Origin of the sequence: Paenibacillus sp. FSL K6-2393, assembly GCF_038002545.1 — a bacterium.
GTDB lineage: Bacteria > Bacillota > Bacilli > Paenibacillales > Paenibacillaceae > Paenibacillus.
Genome location: NZ_JBBOCU010000001.1, coordinates 2416743 through 2435567 on the forward strand (window position 1 = coordinate 2416743; position 18825 = coordinate 2435567).

Here is an 18825-nt window from a genome sequence, read left to right on the forward strand (position 1 = left end):
GACGGTACAAATTGCGGTGGTTCAATTTTTAAGTTCAGTATATACCTAATCTTACCGTTTGAGGGGGAAGGAAAGGGGGCAAAAATGACGAAATTTCAAACATTGTGATAAAATTCACTTTTAATGGAGAGGATGAATTTTACAGCCCTATATTTTAAATAGGAAGTGAAAATGGTCGTATGAAGGACACTACAAAACTTAAATTAAATTTGTTATACTTTGTGAAAAAAATCACATAATTAAGTTTATTGTCATGTTACGATGTGAATGTAAACGAGAGAGACAAACTAATACGAACCTTTAGGAGGATGAGGGAGATGGCTGTAAAGAACGAAGTCGCCCCAGCAAAAGAACCGACAGCAGGTCAGTATATTCAAACGTTAATTGACAAAGCGAATAAAGCACACGCCGCATTCATGAAGATGGACCAGAAGCAGATTGACCGGATTGTGCAAGCGATGGCGCTTGCGGGTCTGGATAAACACATGATGCTCGCCAAGATGGCCGTAGAAGAAACAGGCCGCGGAGTATATGAGGATAAAATCACCAAAAATATATTTGCAACAGAATATGTGTACCATAGCATCAAGTACGACAAAACCGTAGGTGTGATTGAAGACAACGAATATGAAAGCTTCCAGAAAATTGCGGAGCCGGTCGGCATTATTATGGGGATTACACCAGTAACCAATCCAACATCAACAACGATGTTTAAAGCACTGATCTCCATCAAGACGCGTAACCCAATCATCTTTGGTTTCCACCCATCTGCACAGAATTGTAGCCGGGAAGCTGCTAAAATCCTGTTGGAAGCAGCAGTGAAACATGGTGCACCAGCGGATTGTATTCAGTGGATTGATGATCCTTCCATGGATCGTACAAACGAACTGATGAATCACAATGATGTGGCTCTCATTCTGGCAACAGGCGGATCAGGCATGGTACGTGCGGCGTACAGCTGTGGTAAACCTGCACTGGGCGTAGGACCGGGTAACGTTCCTTGCTTTATCGAGAAAAGTGCTGATATCAATCAGGCAGTGACGGATTTGATCCTGTCCAAATCTTTCGATAACGGCATGATCTGTGCTTCCGAACAAGCGGTCATCATTGAAGAACCGATCTTCGATCAAGTGAAGAAAAAAATGATCGCAAATGGCTGTTACTTTGTTAACAAAGATGAAGCAGCAAAATTGACAGCAGGTGCGATTAATGCCGAGAAATGTGCGGTGAACCCGGCGATTGTTGGTCAATCTGCGGTGAGCATTGCGAAGTTGTGCGGTATTGAAGTTCCAGCAGGCACCAAAATTCTCGTGGCCGAGATTGAAGGGGTAGGTACCAAATTCCCATTGTCGGCTGAGAAATTAAGCCCGGTACTGGCTTGTTACAAAGTTAAAACGGCAGCAGAGGGCATTGAGCGTGCGGCAGAAGTGGTTGCTTTTGGCGGCATGGGTCACTCTTCGGTTATCCACTCCACAAATGAAGAAGTGATCGGCAAATTCGCAGATCGTCTGCAAACCGGACGGATTATTGTGAACTCACCATCCACACACGGTGCCATCGGGGATATCTACAACACAAACATGCCATCGTTGACACTGGGATGCGGATCATACGGACGTAACTCGACTTCTTCCAACGTAACCGCTGTGAACTTAATCAATGTGAAAAGGGTGGCTCGCCGTACCGTGAATATGCAATGGTTCAAAGTGCCAAACAAAGTCTACTTCGAAAAAGGGGCAACGCAGTATCTTGCCAAAATGCCTGATATCACACGTGTGGCGATTATTACGGATGCCATGATGGTGAAACTTGGATATGTTGAAAAGGTAGAACACTATCTGCGTCAACGCCAAATGCCAGTAGCGATCGAAGTATTCTCCGATGTTGAGCCAGATCCATCGACAACAACGGTAGACCGCGGTACAGAAATGATGCGCCGCTTCCAGCCAGACTGCATTATCGCACTCGGCGGTGGATCACCGATGGATGCTGCCAAAGCCATGTGGTTGTTCTATGAATATCCGGACACGGACTTCAACGATCTGAAACAGAAATTCATGGATATCCGTAAACGGATCTACAAATATCCACGTCTCGGCGTAAAAGCGAAATTTGTAGCAATTCCAACCACATCCGGTACAGGATCTGAAGTGACATCGTTCGCGGTTATCACAGATAAAAATCAAGGTAACACCAAATATCCATTGGCCGACTATGAGCTGACACCAGACGTAGCGATTGTTGATCCGGAGTTTGTGTACTCCCTGCCTAGAACAGCCGTTGCAGATACAGGTATGGACGTCCTGACGCATGCGATTGAAGCATATGTGTCTGTCATGGCAAATGATTACACGGATGGACTTGCGATCAAAGCAATCCAACTGGTGTTCCAATACCTGGAGCAATCGGCACTGCAAGGTGACAAACTGGCACGTGAGAAAATGCATAATGCTTCCACAATTGCCGGTATGGCATTTGCCAACGCATTCCTGGGCATTAACCACAGCTTGGCGCACAAATGGGGCGGTCAGTACCATACCGCACACGGACGCACCAATGCAATCCTGATGCCACACGTCATTCGTTACAACGCGAAAAAACCGACCAAATTTGCATCGTTCCCGAAATATTCGCACTTTGTAGCGGATGAGCGGTATGCCGAAATCGCACGGATTCTGGGATTGCCTGCACGTACGACAGAAGAAGGCGTAACCAGTCTCATCAATGCGATTCGCAAACTGAACAAAACATTGGGCATTGAAGAATCGTTCCAGGAAATCGGATTTGATGCCAAAGACTTTGAAGCACATGTGGATTATCTGGCAGACCGTGCCTTCGAAGACCAATGTACAACCGCCAATCCGAAGCTGCCGCTGGTAACTGAACTGGCCGATGTATACCGCAACGCTTTCTATGGAAAGTTTGAATAATAAATTTAGAACGAAGCGTGCCTTACGGCAAGAAGATCAGGGTTCCCCAAGAGGGGAGCCCCGATTGCCGTCTTTCACACAATAACGAGTGGGCAGAAAAACAGAAGAGCGAAGCACCTGTTTTTCAGGATTTATTCTAAGATTTGATTTGCTCCGAGCATAGAGGAGCAAAAGGGTTCTAGAGAGGTTACACGGAATCCGTGATGTGGCTGTTTGAGCCAGATGTTCAAACAATAACGAAGAGGGCAGAAAAACAGAAGAGCGAAGCATCTGTTTTTCAGGATTTATTCTAAGTTTAGTTTTGCTCCGAGCATAGAGGAGCAATGGTTCTTAAAGAGGTTACACGGAATCCGTGACGTGGCTGTTTGAGCCAGATGTTCACACAAGAACGAAGAGGGTAGAAAAACAGAAGAGCGAGCATCTGTTTTTCAGGGTTTATTCTAAGTTTTGTTTTGCTCCGAACATGGAGGAGCAAAGGTTCTTAAAGAGGTTACACGGAATCCGTGATGTGGCCGTTTGAGCCAGATGTTCACACAATAACGGAGAGGGCAGAAAAAACTGAAGAAGCGGAGCGTTCGCCTTTATCCCCGGATTTTCCCCTTTGAAAAATAAAATTGAAAAAATCCGGGGATAACAGCGATCGGAAGTTGTTCTGCCCGCGAAGTGGCTAAGTGTGAAACTAAGTAGGGTTCAATGGGACACAGCGCAGGTGGAGTGAGTTAGTTCACTGACTTTGTGACAAAAATCACAGATGATGAAAGCCCCAAGACGTATACTGAAAATGTAAGAAAAACATTCATCCCGCGGTTCCGGTTCCCAAGTAGAGAGAACATGTTCCGGTTTATGTGAAACAATTCACATTAATCGCGGCTCTGGGCACACAATGCTACGAATGAAGCAAGATGTTATGTGTCCAGAAATCCAAATTAGTGGAGGGATTAAGATGTCGGTGATTGAAAAAGATGTCAAACAACAAACAGGCTGGAGAAACTTTACCAAAGGAACATGGACCAAATCCGTAGATGTGAATGATTTTCTGGCACACAACTTGTCTCCGTATTACGGCGATGAAACATTTCTCGCAGGTGCAACCCAGAATACCAAAGAATTGTGGGAGATCGTATCTGATCTGACCAAAAAAGAACGGGATAACGGCGGTGTCCTTGACGTTGATGTGAACACACCAGCGACTATTGTTTCTCACCAACCCGGTTATCTGGATCAATCCAAAGAGCAGATCGTCGGCGTTCAGACCGATGCTCCGTTCAAACGTTCCATTCAACCAACAGGCGGAATCCGGATGATGATTGATGCATGTGAAGCATACGGCTTCGAATTGCCTCAAGGCGTCATTGATATATTTACGAACATTCGCAAAACTCATAACCAAGGTGTATTCGATGCTTATACTTCCGATATGCGTGCAGCGCGTAAAGCAGGGATTATTACAGGTCTTCCAGATGCGTATGGCCGTGGCCGGATCATCGGTGACTATCGTCGTGTAGCTTTGTACGGGGTAGACTTCCTGATTCGTAACAAAAAAGGCGAATTGAACGCACTCGAAGTTGATGTCATTGATGAAGATGTCATTCGTCTGCGGGAAGAATTGTCTGAGCAGATTCGTGCATTGCAAGAATTGAAACAATTGGGCGACATGCACGGGTTCGATATTTCCTTGCCAGCGACAACAGCAAAAGAAGCATTCCAATGGTTGTACTTCGGTTATCTCGCTGCGATCAAAGAACAGAACGGTGCTGCGATGTCACTGGGACGTGTATCTTCTTTCCTGGATATATACATTGAACGTGACCTGCAAGAAGGTATTCTGTCCGAAGAACAGGCTCAGGAATTGGTTGACCATTTTGTAATGAAACTGCGGATTGTCAAATTCCTGCGTACACCGGATTACAACGAACTGTTCAGTGGAGATCCAACATGGGTAACGGAGTCCATCGGGGGTATGTCTGTAAATGGTGAGACACGTGTAACCAAAAACAGCTTCCGTTTCCTGCATACACTGCACAACTTGGGTCCTGCACCAGAACCGAACTTGACTGTACTATGGTCCACGAAACTTCCAGAAGCTTTCAAAGATTATTGCAGTAAAGTATCCATTGAAACCAGCTCAATTCAGTATGAAAATGATGATCTGATGCGTCCAATCTACGGTGACGATTACGGTATTGCATGCTGTGTGTCGGCTATGAAGATCGGGAAACAAATGCAATTCTTCGGCGCTCGTGCCAACTTGGCAAAAGCTCTCCTGTATGCGATCAACGGTGGTCGTGACGAGAAATCCGGAGCACAAGTTGGACCTGAGTATCCTGCCATCACTAGCGAAGTGTTGGATTACAATGAGGTTATGAAACGTTTCAAACCAATGATGGAGTGGCTGGCGAAGCTGTATATGAACACCCTCAACGTCATTCACTACATGCACGACAAATACAGCTATGAGCGTATCGAGATGGCATTGCATGACCGTGACATTGTACGTACGATGGCTTGTGGTATCGCTGGTCTGTCGGTTACAGCAGATTCACTGAGTGCAATCAAATATGCCAAAGTAAAACCAATTCGTAACGAACAAGGCATCGCAGTTGATTTCGAAATCGAAGGAGACTTCCCTTGTTACGGTAACAATGAAGACAGCGTAGACAGCATTGCTGTTGAACTGGTTGAGAACTTCATGGGCATGATTCGTAAGCACAAAGCTTACCGTAACGCAGTGCCAACACAATCCGTTCTGACGATCACATCCAACGTAGTATACGGTAAGAAAACAGGGACTACACCGGATGGTCGTAAAGCAGGTGAACCATTTGCTCCAGGTGCGAACCCAATGCATGGTCGTGACAAAAAAGGTGCACTGGCATCCCTTGGATCTGTAGCCAAATTGCCTTATGAACACAGTCTTGACGGTATTTCCAATACCTTCTCCATCGTGCCAAAAGCATTGGGTAAAGAGGAGACTACACGTAAATCCAATCTGACTGCGATGATGGATGGGTACTTCGGTCAAAACGCTCATCACCTGAACGTTAACGTATTTGATCGTCAGCAATTGATTGATGCGATGGATCACCCGGAAAACTATCCGCAACTGACTGTACGGGTATCCGGATATGCGGTTAACTTCATTAAACTGACTCGTGAACAACAGTTGGATGTCATCAACCGTACGTTCCATGGCTCCATGTAAGTAATTTGCAAGTAGAAGACCGTTAGAGCAAGGCATTCCAAATCATATTAAACGCACAGCGGATGCGGATACAGAAAGGAAGAGGCAGCATGGTTAAAGGACATATTCATTCACTCGAAACTTTCGGGACGGTTGACGGCCCAGGCATCCGCTTTGTGCTTTTTATGCAAGGATGTCTACTCAAATGTCAGTATTGCCACAACCCTGATACATGGGCGCTGGATGGTGGAAAAGAAATGACACTTGAGGAGGTACTGGCTGAAATTGAGCCTTATCTATCCTACTACCGCAGCTCTGGAGGCGGACTCACGATATCTGGCGGAGAACCAACGTTACAGGCCCACTTTGTAGGGGAAATCTTCAAAGAAGTGAAGCGCCGCTGGGGATTGCATACGACACTGGACAGCAACGGATTTAACGAACCGGAACGGATTCACGATCTGTTGGATCACACAGACCTGGTTCTGCTGGACCTCAAACATATTGATGATGAGAAACACATCAAGTTGACAGGCAAATCCAACGAGAGAACGTTGAAAACGGCCAAGTGGTTATCGGAGCAGGGCCGGAAAATGTGGATACGCCACGTGTATGTGCCTGGCATTCATAACGAGGAAGAGGATCTGCTTAACCTCGGACGGTTTATTGGGACATTAAATGGCGTTGAGAAGTTCGAAATTCTTCCATACCATCAGATGGGGATTTACAAATGGGAAGCGCTCGGTAAAGTATATCCACTGGATGGTGTTCCTTCACCAAGTGAAGAAGAAGTGGAGCGGGCGTATCGCCTGATCGAACAAGGTCGCCAGGAAACGGCTGGTGTGGCTTGTTCAGGTAAGTAATCTAACCTTTATATATAGTAAAAACAATCAATCAAGCAGTCCTTGCGAACATGTTTCGCAGGGGCTGTTTTTTTGCTGATATCCATTGTAAATGCAAGATTATGGGTCCAGTGAAGGATTTTATCCCTCCATTGATGAATTGTCATCCTTACGATGTAAGCTCCGGCTTTTTATAATCAGAGTGTAAAGCCAAATGCTCAATATCTTGAGGAGGGTCAACCAGATGAAAAAAGGAATGACATTACTGCTTTCATTATTGCTTATCACTTCATGGACTTTGGCGGGATGTGCAAGCTCAAGTAACGAGCCACAGCAGGGCGCAGGCAATACACCTGTGGAGGAGACAAGTAAGGAACCGGTTGAGATGCTTCTCCGTCACACGCAGGTGGGAGCCGACAAACAGAAAAGACTGGCCATTCTGCAGGATGTTGTGGACAAAGTTGAGGGTGAGATACCCAATCTGACCTTTACGCTGGATGGTGTCGAATCCGATGTGAATCGCAAGGAGAAGCTTCGCGGGGAGATGGCGGCAGGTAACCCGCCGGATATATTTGAACTGTTCGGTAGCCCGGATTCCAAAGTTTATGCCAAGGAAGGTATGCTGCTTGATCTGACTCCGATCTTGCAAGAGCTGGGCATTCAAGACCAGTTTACATCGCTTGAACCGTTTACGTATGAAGGCAAAGTATATGGACTGCCGATTGGCGGTTCGGGCGAAGGTTTTTTCTATAATAAAGAGTACTTCGAACAAAAAGGATGGAAAGCTCCAACCACCATGGCTGAACTGGACAATATACTGGCCGAGATCAAGGCCGATGGCAAAGTGCCGCTGGCTTCTGCATCCAAGGCAGGATGGGTTCCGCTGATGTTAACCAACCACCTGTGGTCCCGGTATGCCGGACCGGAGATTACCGCAAAGTTTGCAACAGGTGAAGCGAAATGGACCGATCCGGGTGTTGTGCAAGGTTTTGCCAAACATAAGGAATGGGTCGATAAGGGTTATTTCAAAAAAGGTGAACTGGGCTTCGAGTATGCCGAATATACCACGCAATTTACAAGCGGCGAAGCGGTGTTGATGTATGACGGAACGTGGAAATCATCTGTATTCAAAGAAGGTCAGAGCGGTGAATCGCTCATTGGCAAGGTTGGATTCTTCAATATGCCTCCGGTAGAGAACGGAGCAGGTGATCAGACGTCTTTGATGCGTGATGTGAACAATGGATACGGATTCTCGGCAGCAGTGGCGGATGACCCGCAGAAGTTGGAAGCAGTGAAAGCTTTTATCAAAAATTTCTACAATGAAGATATGCAGGTCCGCGGCCTTGTGGAAGATGGTGTGTTGCCTGCGATGAAGCTGGACGAGAAAGTGCTGACCGACAGCATTACCGATGATCTGATGAAAGAAATTGTGGCTGTGCTTAATGCGTCCAAGACATCGTTCCCGGCATTTGATGCACTCGTTCAGGCCGATGTGACGACAGAGATCAGCAATCTGCAAATCCAGAAGTTGATTGGTGGGCAGACGACGCCAGAGAAAATGGCAGAAGAGCTGCAAAAGGTGCAGGAGGAAGCAAACGCTTCCGTAGAATAAATCAATCCAAGTTGAAACTGCGATCGTTGAAGTGACTGAAGGAGGCTGACTATGAATACTTCACTCCGCAGCCCGTTAATCTATACGCTGTTTGTAATGCCAGCCCTAATTCTGTTTGTAATGTTCTTCTTATATCCTATTGGTAGCTCCCTGTATTACAGTCTAACGAGTTGGAATGGGGTATCGGCTGAGCCACGTTTTGTGGGTTTATCCAATTATGTGAAGGCACTGACCGATGAACGTTTTTGGATTTCCACACGGAATAACGGCTTTTTCATCGGATTTTCGGTACTGATTCAGGTACCCCTCATCGTCCTGTTTTCGCTTCTTATTGCCAATGTGAAAAGACTAAAAGGTCTGTATAAAACCGCTGTTTTTTTACCATCCATTATGTCGACAGCCGTTATCGGTATCTTGTGGGGGTTCATCTATGAACCCAATATCGGACTATTAAACAAAATACTTCATGTGCTGGGCATCGATCCAATCTACTGGTTATCGGATAACCGATTCGCAATGTTGTCCATTTTGGTGACCAATGCCTGGCAGTGGACGGGATTTTACATTGTCATGGTGCTGGCTGCCATACTGGCGATTCCCCGTGATCTGGATGAAGCGGCTGCAATCGATGGGGCAACGGCGGTACAACGTGCAATGCGAATTACGTTGCCGCTGATCCGGCCGATCATTTCAGTGGTGATCATGTTGTCCATTGCAGGTGCCATGAAAGCCGCCGACATCGTGATTGTCATGACCAAAGGTGGGCCCGCTGGGTCCACCGAGGTTCTAGCCACATATATGATCAAATACGCGATTACCAACTTCAAATATGGCTATGGCAATACCATTGCAGTGCTGATCTTTGCTCTGACGCTTGTGCTCACTGCGGTGTATCAACTGCTGGTAGCGAGGCGGAGCGAGAAGGTGGAATATTGATGGCAAAAAGCTTAAAAAGCAGTATACCTCATGTGTTGTTAATATTGTATTTAATCGCGATTTTGTTTCCCTTTTTATTTGTAATCTTCTCTTCATTTAAGCAGGATAACAATGAAATCGCCTTGAATCCATTCGGTCTGCCTACAACATGGGAGTTTAACAATTACGTGGAGGCTTGGGTGAATGCAAAGATTGGCACATATTTCTGGAATAGCCTGTACATTTCGGTTTTATCGTCGGCGTGTACGATTGTGCTTGGTGCCATGTTTGCTTTTGCCGTAACCCGGATGAGACACCGGAGATGGAGCCTGTTTCTGTACAGCTTAATTCTGGCGGGTATGCTTATTCCCAACAATGCACTTATGCTGCCGATCTATCTGCTTGTTCGCAAAATGGGCATATTGGATACGCATCTGGCATTGATCGTGCCCTACGTGGCCAATGCGATCCCCTTTACAATTATTATACTGGCGGCTTTTATGCGTTCTCTGCCTGGAGAAATTGAGGAAGCGGCGGTCATGGACGGCTTGAGGGCCCCGGGTATCTTTGCTAAAATAGTGATACCTCTTACGGTTCCGGCTATTGTTACCGTTTTTATCGTTAATTTCCTCGGCAACTGGAACGAATTTTTACTCGCCAACTATTTCTTATCCACCGATAAATTGCGTACGCTGCCAGTGGGCATGGTCCAGTTTCGGGATCAATATCAGATGAACTATGCCCAGATGTCGGCAGGTATTGTATACAGCGTTGTACCTGTACTTGTGATCTACGCTATACTCCAGGAGAAAATTATAGAAGGAGTAACTGCGGGTGGTGTCAAAGGTTAATACCATGAACCAGTTGATAGGGAGAACGGGATATGAACTTGCGAATGAAGCTGGCCTTGGCATTTCTGCTGCTGATTATTGTACCGATGTGTGCGCTAGGCATTGGCATGTTTCTGGTCACATCACATACGATTGAGAAAAAATACAATCAACAGGCCGAATATGCGCTTCAGGCCATCAGCTACAATATCGAGAATGTATTTCAGCAGATTAACAATGTGACCGACAACGGGATAGCGACATCGGTTTTCCAAATGGCGCTGAACGCCAAAGATCCGACCAAGCAGGATCTGGGAACCGGTAATCAGTTATCTCTGAATGCCAGCCAGCGCAATTTCCGTTCCCTTCTATATAATTATCCGTTCATCAGTTATGCCTTTTTATATGATTTGCGTTCGTCTGAGAATAACCAGATTGTCTCCATTTTCACTAAAGAAAATTTTCAAGCCCTTCCTTTTCAGCAATTCAAAGTACATCCCTTATTCAACGAAATTCAGCAACTTAATGGCGTGCCTAAATGGCTCGCACCTCTGGAATATCCCGAATTAACCGGGATAGAACCTGTCTTCACCCAGATCAGACTGGTCAAAGAACTCAGTTATTTTCAAAATATCGGCGTGCTTGTTGTTCAGATCAAAAAAGGAGAGATCGACAGGATCTTCCGTCACCTGCAGATCAGCGATTCGGCACAGGATACATCTTTCCTGTTAATTAATGAAGAAGGCCTGATCGTCTATGATCCTGCTGGTATTTATAACGGTGAAAACATGCAAAATCTTGGTGCTGAATCCGGCAGTTACGGTCCTGGCTTTAGCAGTGTCAGAACGGTCTTTGACGGCAAGGAAAGTATCATTTCGCAATATCATCTGAAAAACTATAACTGGAGCCTCGTCAGTGTGACTTCATGGGAAGCCTTATCTGCGGAAACCAATGCCTTTGCAGGATGGTCTGTCATCATTATTCTGTTATGCCTGCTCGCAGCGATGATCTTTAATCTTTTTTTCATGAATCGCATTACGGGTAACATTGCTGTACTTGTAAGGTTTATGCGTCGTGTGGATGATGGTGATTTTAATGCGAGGGTGGAAGGAAAAGGATTCGATGAAATGCAGCTGCTTGCGCAAGGGTTCAATGAACTATTGGATCGGATCGGGGGATTATTCCGTCGTGTTCGGGCAGAGCAAGAGCAGAAGGCCCAAGCGGAACTACGTGTACTACAGGCCCAGATCAAACCTCATTTTCTGTTTAACACATTGGAATCCATTAATGGATTAGCGCTGCGTGGGGAGGGCCGCAAAGTAAGCGAGATGGTGACCAGACTTGGCAATATGCTTCGTATCAGCATTCAGGATCAGGAGGAGATTCCGCTGGGTGAGGAAATAAGGCATTTGCAGAGTTATCTGGAGATTCAACAGTACAGGTTCAGTGATTTGTTCACCTATGAGATTGACATTCCATCCCATCTATACAGCTCAATCCTGCTCAAGCTGACCCTCCAGCCTCTGGTGGAAAATAGCATTCAACATGGGTTTGAGGGGATCACCTATCCAGGTGTACTGCGGATAAGCGCATATGCGGAACGGGATCAACTTGTGTTATGTGTTGAGGATAATGGGATCGGTATTCCCCAGGAAATGCTCGCACGATTTGAGTATATGGCAGAAGATCCGCCGGAAGTTATGCTCGCGGAAGGGGCGGAATCATTATCGTCCATAACGGAACGCCGGGGATTGGGATTACGAAGTGTGGCAGATCGAATTCGTATTCAATACGGGGCCGGGTATGGCATATTTATATGTTCAGCACCGGGGTATGGCACAGTTATTCGATGCATCATTCCATTATATGAGCAGGAGGAAGCCGGATGAATCTGACTGCAATGCTGGTTGACGATGAGCTGCCGATTCTGGAGAATCTGAACTACATTTTACCCTGGGAAGATATGGGGATTGAAATCACAGGTACAGCGAGAAGCGGGGCAGAAGCGCTGGGGAAAGTTACAGAAAGTCATCCAGACATTCTCTTGTGTGATATTCGGATGCCGTCTATGGATGGATTGGAACTTATTCGTTTACTGCGAGAGCAGGGTGAAACGTGTGAAATTATTTTACTGACCGGTTATCAGCAGTTTGAATATGCTCGAACCGCTATTAAATATAACGTACATGAATACATATGTAAGCCAATTGATTATTTGAATCTGGAACATAAACTGCGTGAGCTTGCCGGGCAGATCCAGAAGAGACGTCTGGAAAACGAATCGCAACGTTATCGCAGCCAAGAGATGGAAAGCTGGATCAGACACAAACAGTTGATTGACCTGTTGCGAGGAGAAGCACCATTGAAGATTGCCTATCCTGCTTCTGTTCCTGAATTTATAACAACTGCTGCACCGTATACGTTGCTGCTGGTGGATGCAGTCGGTTATTTTCGCCATTCGATCGGTTGGTCCGAGCTTCAGCACCAACGATGGCATGAGACCGTAATTTCCAGACTTAGGGAAGTGGCAGAGAGAATTACGGGTGACTGTCAGATTCTTTCGACCCGCAAAGGGGAGTGGTGCATCCTGCTGGAGGCATCGGGTGAGTGGAAACGTCGCTCAGAGGAACTGGCCCATCAACTGTGTCTCGAATTAAATGTGATATTATCCTTGGATTCAGGTGTGAAGGTTAGGGTGGTTCAGGATGGTGTGCCTGTGAATCTGGAAAGTCAAATTCTGGAACGATACCGGCATTGTCAAAAAATACTGATGTCCCATTCGGAGAGTGAAGACAAGGTGCTGAAGGCGAGTTGTCCCGAAACCGCCTTATCGTATGATCATACGGCCTCCAATGGGGCTAACTCATGGATTACAAGAGAAGATCTGGAGCTTGTTACTCGGTGGATTCGTCAAGGGAACAAGCAGGGATTACGTGATGTATTGGATCGGCTTAAACAGCAAATGGGGAATTCAGGACAATCCTTCAGCAGGGTAGATGAAACCAATCTTCGGTTTATGCTTGTGCACATGCTTCGTGAACTGCGGGAAGTACAGGCCCTCGCTGAAGAGCACGAAGTGAATTTTTGGAATGCACTGCAAGGGACCGTATCCATGAGGGAACTCCTTGAATTTGCAGAGGTTGTTACCCATGCCTATCAGGGCAAACAAACGCAGCCACGTCCTTCTGTATCGGAACTGATCCTGTCTGCATGTGAGTATATGGACGCACGGCTGCAACAGGACTTAGGAATAGATGAAGTCTCAAATTGGCTCGGAATCAGCCCGGGATACTTCTGCCAACTATTTAAAACCCAAATGGGTGTTACTTTTGTGGAATATATGACGCAGAAACGGATGGAAAGTGCTGCTTTATTGTTGAGTACAACCGAATGGAGCATTACAGCGATTGGGGAAGCCACAGGGTTCAAGGAGCGCCGTTACTTCTCCAAGGTGTTTCATAAACACTTCCACATGAAACCCTCCGAGTACAGGCAGAGTAAACGATTGGGTTCGTAGTGGCAAGGGAACCGGGAGGAGAGGTCAAATGAAACTCTTAAATGATCTGACATTGGAGCAAAAGGTAGGACAATTGTTGATGTGTGGATTTCACAGTCAGCACGCAGATGAACAGATTACTCGCTTAATCCGTGACTATCACGTCGGGGGCGTCATTTATTTCCGGCGCAATGTCGAAAGTGTAGATCAATTGACGCGGCTGTCCGCCGAACTGCAAGATATGGCTGCTGAAGCGGGGGCCCTACCACTCATGATTTCGGTGGACCAGGAAGGTGGCATGGTTGCACGGATTGACAAAGAGGGAATGACCCAAGTGCCGGGTAATATGGCGCTTGGTGCGACAGGCAATCCGGATTATACCCTAGAGTGTGCTCAAATTCTGGGTCGTGAGTTAAAAAGCATCGGTATTGATATGAACCTTGCGCCAGTGGTCGACGTGAATAACAACCCGCTTAACCCGGTTATCGGTGTGCGTTCGTATGGTGAACATGCTGAAAGTGTGGCCACTCATGGCGTAGCAGCCATCACCGGATATCAATCACAGGGCATAGCTGCTACTGCCAAACATTTTCCTGGACACGGAGATACCGCCGTAGATTCTCATCTTGGTATGGTTACAGTACCTCATGATCGAAACAGGCTGGAACAGATGGAGCTGCTACCGTTCCGCCGGGCGATTGAAGCCGGCGTTGATGCTATTATGACAGCTCATGTGATGTTCCCTTCGATTGAGCCCGAGCCCATTCCGGCAACGTTGTCACATAAGGTGTTAACGGGTCTGCTACGTGAGGAAATGGGTTTTGAAGGCATTATTATTACAGACTGTCTTGAAATGCATGCAATATCCAAGCCATATGGTGTAGCTGAAGCTGCGATTCGTGCTGTGGAGGCAGGAGCAGATCTGATTCTGGTGAGTCATACGTTGCAAGATCAGGTTGCTGCGCTGGAAGCCATTGTGGAAGCAGTTCGAACGGGCCGGATCTTGGAAGAAGTTATTCATCAGGCGTTGGAACGCATTATGACATGGAAAAGAAATCGCTGCGGGCAGCAGAATAATCATCTTGTTTCGCTGAAAGCGAATGAAATGGTCGAAGCAACAGATGTTGAACCTGTTGATTGCACTGAATCTACTAAACCCACAGAGCCCAACGAATCGACGTTGTTCAAGATTGCTTCAAGCAGTATTACCATCGTTCATAATGATGGGCTGCTGCCGTTGGACCCAGAGAAGGACGTGTATGTCATCTGGCCTGAGGTTGTGCAACGGACAGAGGTGGATGAACCATGGTCTCATACAGAATCGCTGGGTATGGCGTTATCGCAGCTGCGAGGCAGAGTTCGTGAGCACAAAATTACTACTCAGCCCACTTATGATGAAGCAGATCGGATATCGGCGGATGTGTCGGAGAGTGAACAAGTTATCGTATGTACGTACACATCGGCAGGTCATCTTCCGAAAGGGCAACAGTATTTGGTTGAAAAGCTTAGTAAGAATCATTCGCTGATTGTAATTGCTCTGCGCAATCCATATGATCTGCTGGAGATTTCGAGGCCGGGAAGTTATGTGTGTACGTATGAGAATACACCCGCCGTTGTTCGGGCCCTGTCCCATGTGTTAACAGGTGGACTGCAGCCAACTGGAAGTCTGCCTGTCCGTTTGCGCTAGGCCTATTCAATCCTTAAATCTCTCTGTGATATGGTGCTGATTGACCATCTCCTGGAGAGATTTTTTTGTTGGAATTTTCTATTGGTTAATTTTGGGATATGGATGCTTAAAAGATAATTGATAGATAACTATTTTCATAGTATTTTCCTTCTATTAAAAGTTTACAATTCTCCTCTTAACTTTTTAGCAACTTTTCCCGGTTCCAAGCGTCTAATAATATGACTTTTTGAGGGGGATATTTATAAAATGGGAGCAGAAGGAGCCAAAGACAAAGAATGAATTTGAAGAAGAAATTGTCCATACTTACCGCTTTTGCTGTGTTTCAGGCGTTTGCAGTGATTCCTGCCAATGCACAATCAGCAGATCAGAGCGATACTACATCAGTGAATACAGCCAAAGTTAAATCCGTGGAGGTTGTGAAGAAAGAACAAACCATCGCGGAATCCGAAGTGAAATCCGGAACAAACACTCCAACATCAAATAATGAAACAACTGAAGAAGAGAACCCTGAGACAGTTGTTCCTACAGGAACAGACGCGACTCCTGTTGAGCCGGTAATTGAACCTACGGACGAAGAAGGTACAGCTGAGGAAACACCAGCACCTGCACCAGTTGAAGTGGAGCAACCATCTACAGGCGGTTCATCTGTTGCTGGAGGCGGGGGTGGAGACCTCACTCTTTATATGAACAGTAATAAAATGATGCAAGATGGCAAAACGTATCTTGCTGGACAGCCGATGGCTGTTAAAAATGGTGTATCCTATGTAGCGATCCGTGCTCTCGTTGATCGGGTTGGCTATGATGTCAAATATGATAACACAACCAAAGAAACGATCATTATTAGTGGTGAAGATGAGCTGCGTTTCAAAACAAACAGCAAGATCTATACCGTTAATGGTGTGTCCCGAACGATGAAGGGCGCGGCTTATCAACAAAAAAATACGTTCATGGTGCCGTTGACTTCAATTACACAGGCTCTGGACATTACGTATAAAGTAAATCAATCTGCCAAAACGGTTGTATTGAATCTGAGTACCAAACCGGTGGCAAGCTTCACGGTACAAAAAGAGGTTTTTGCCGGAGACCAGGTAACCTACACAACCAGATCCAGCTCTCCCAAGGGACTCAGCATTGTAGATGAGCGTTGGACAGGTCGTCAGGATTCATTCGACCAACCAGGTGTATACACAGTAACCTATGCGGTCCAGGATTCAAGTGGTCAATGGAGTGATCCGTATTCGGTTACGATTAAGGTTGAAAGACCAAATCTGCCACCTGTCGCAATGTTTACGACAGATAAAGAAGAATACAAAATGGGTGAGAAAATCACTTATATTGATCAAAGCACAGATGATGAGAACGCAATTGTAAAAACAGAATGGGATAACAATGCACTTGCATTCTTTGTTCCAGGACCGAAGACCGTAACGATTACAGTTACCGATAAACATGGTGCTAGCGATAGCTATACCAAGATGATCAATATTACGGGAGAAACACTTTATAGTGTGACTGACTTCAATCAATTGTTCACACCAGTCGGTGAGAAGTTCACTTTTGACGGTGGTGGAGTACCGGCATTGGAGAAAGTTCCTTTCACGTATTATGACGAACCAAGTCTGCTGATCCGCAGTAACAGCCCGGAAACCGTGAATACAGAAGGCATTGTGTACAAGGAATCTTCCTTCGGACAGACACGCTTCATGATTCACCATGTGAACAACACGGGCAAAAACGTGAAAATGTATGTTGTAGCGACAAACAACAATGCATACACGGCGTCCATTGACCAGCAAAACATGGGTTTTGCAGGACCGTCTCCTTTTGCAACGGTAGCTGGAAAGTTGTCGATTGACCGTTGGTTCCAATCCATGCAGAATGGTACCGGACAAAAGAAAGTGTACATCCAGCCAGGAGAAAGCAAGCTGATTCTTAATGATCTGAGCGTTCTTCCGATGAAACAGGGACAAGTCATTTCCTTGTATTCGGATGTATTCAGTGACTATGAACTGGATTACAACATTATTATGATTGAAGAAAACAAGGACCCAATGGAAGTGTTGTCGAGCCTGCCGGTTCTGGATCGTGATGGTGTTCACAACCGCGGAACGTACCCGAATGCAACACGGATCATTACGTACGATCAAGAATTAGGATCGAAGCCTGCACGTCTTCCACTTGGAGATAATGCAAGTGATCCAAACCTTGTGGGAACGGACCCTATGGCTTTCACTGAAGCGTCCAACGCAGGTAACTTCGGTGTATTGTACAAAATTACATTGAATAATGTTGCTCCGCGCACATTGATTTCATTCAACCCTCGTGGAGGCAGATATTCAGGTGTGGCACTCGTGAATGGACAGGTCGTTCAGATTTCCACAGGTAAATCTGTAACTGCACCTAATGAGCAAAGCGTAATGTATCGCACAGGTTCGTACGGCGAGAGTGTAACTATTCTCTTCTCGGCGGCACCAGGAAGTAACTTGCCTGTTAACCTGCTGTTCACGCCGCTTCCGGCTGAAAAGTAATATTATGAACATGCACGGACGGTTTGGAGTGAAAGCTTATATCATATATACCCGTTCACCCCAAAAGTCGCCCGAACGATTGATCATCTGAACCGTCAGGAAGGGACTCCATCAAAATGTAATGTCATTAGCTCAAGCTAGACTAATGGCAATGCATGTGTATGGAGTCCTTTTTATGTGATGTTGAAATGACCTAACCCGGTGTCTTCGTTGACTCTAATCGTAATTTGATGCATTATTAGAGGTATACAAGAAAGCGAAAGTTTTCGCTTTTGCCGAATAAACTGTCGCTCTATGAATGATGCAAAATGCTCGTATGACAGGAGGTGCTTAAGATCATGCTGTCGACAGAACAGATTATTTCGACCATGTCCTCACAGGGGCTTCGCATTACCGATCAGCGGAAAACACTGGCCCGGTTATTTGCCGAGTCCCCCGGGTATCTTACACCCAAGGACGTCTATGAATATATGGGTAAGACTTACAGCGGACTGAGTTTTGACACAGTATATCGTAATTTGCGGGTGATGCAGGAACTGGGTGTACTGGAACAGGTCATCTTCGAAGATGGCGTTAAATTCAAAGCACACTGTAGTGAAGATCATCATCACCATCATATGATCTGTCTGAAGTGTCAGAAGACATATCCTATAATTTTTTGCCCGATGCAGCTTGCGGATGCGCCTGAGCAATTTCAGGTTGTGGACCACAAGTTCGAGGTATTTGGATATTGTAAGGACTGTGCAGAGCATGCTCCGGCCAAAGCAGCGTCGGGACATCAACACGCTCATGGGAAGCACTGAC

11 protein-coding genes are annotated in these 18825 nt (G+C 46.0%); all 11 read left to right on the top strand.

The window, feature by feature from the left end; all coding sequences use genetic code 11:
- Positions 1-317 precede the first annotated feature (317 nt).
- Positions 318-2930: a bifunctional acetaldehyde-CoA/alcohol dehydrogenase gene (adhE, locus tag MHI14_RS10640; RefSeq protein ID WP_074095716.1), complete on the top strand. Its 2613-nt coding sequence runs from the start codon at positions 318-320 to the stop codon at positions 2928-2930.
- Positions 2931-3873: 943 nt separating this feature from the next.
- Positions 3874-6132 carry a formate C-acetyltransferase gene (gene pflB / locus MHI14_RS10645; RefSeq protein WP_341130282.1) on the top strand — a complete coding sequence of 753 codons (2259 nt, stop codon included), beginning with the start codon at positions 3874-3876 and terminating at the stop codon, positions 6130-6132.
- Between the two features lie 89 nt (positions 6133-6221).
- Positions 6222-6974, top strand: coding sequence for a pyruvate formate-lyase-activating protein (pflA, locus tag MHI14_RS10650; RefSeq protein ID WP_091028774.1), 753 nt, complete (start codon positions 6222-6224; stop codon positions 6972-6974).
- Positions 6975-7197: 223 nt separating this feature from the next.
- Complete coding sequence (locus tag MHI14_RS10655; RefSeq protein ID WP_091028776.1) at positions 7198-8565, top strand: ABC transporter substrate-binding protein; 1368 nt, start codon at positions 7198-7200, stop codon at positions 8563-8565.
- Positions 8566-8616: 51 nt separating this feature from the next.
- The gene (locus MHI14_RS10660) at positions 8617-9501 is read left to right on the top strand and encodes a carbohydrate ABC transporter permease (RefSeq protein WP_036614432.1); all 885 of its coding nucleotides are present in this window, start codon (positions 8617-8619) and stop codon (positions 9499-9501) included.
- Positions 9501-10331 carry a carbohydrate ABC transporter permease gene (locus MHI14_RS10665; protein WP_091028779.1) on the top strand — a complete coding sequence of 277 codons (831 nt, stop codon included), beginning with the start codon at positions 9501-9503 and terminating at the stop codon, positions 10329-10331. Before MHI14_RS10660 ends, MHI14_RS10665 begins: the two co-directional genes overlap by 1 nt.
- A gap of 32 nt (positions 10332-10363) precedes the next feature.
- Positions 10364-12199, top strand: coding sequence for a cache domain-containing sensor histidine kinase (locus MHI14_RS10670; RefSeq protein ID WP_341130283.1), 1836 nt, complete (start codon positions 10364-10366; stop codon positions 12197-12199).
- A complete protein-coding gene (locus tag MHI14_RS10675; protein ID WP_339309967.1) occupies positions 12196-13827 on the top strand; it encodes a response regulator transcription factor in 1632 nt (543 codons plus the stop codon). The genes MHI14_RS10670 and MHI14_RS10675 overlap by 4 nt, the downstream gene beginning before the upstream one ends.
- 28 nt (positions 13828-13855) lie before the next feature.
- Entirely contained in the window at positions 13856-15493 is a 1638-nt protein-coding gene (gene nagZ / locus MHI14_RS10680) for a beta-N-acetylhexosaminidase (RefSeq protein WP_339309966.1), read from the top strand.
- Positions 15494-15768: 275 nt separating this feature from the next.
- Positions 15769-18021 carry a stalk domain-containing protein gene (locus tag MHI14_RS10685; RefSeq protein ID WP_289389726.1) on the top strand — a complete coding sequence of 751 codons (2253 nt, stop codon included), beginning with the start codon at positions 15769-15771 and terminating at the stop codon, positions 18019-18021.
- Positions 18022-18359: 338 nt separating this feature from the next.
- Positions 18360-18824, top strand: a complete 465-nt coding sequence (locus MHI14_RS10690; RefSeq protein WP_074095707.1) for a Fur family transcriptional regulator — start codon at positions 18360-18362, stop codon at positions 18822-18824.
- The last annotated feature ends 1 nt before the right edge of the window (position 18825 follow it).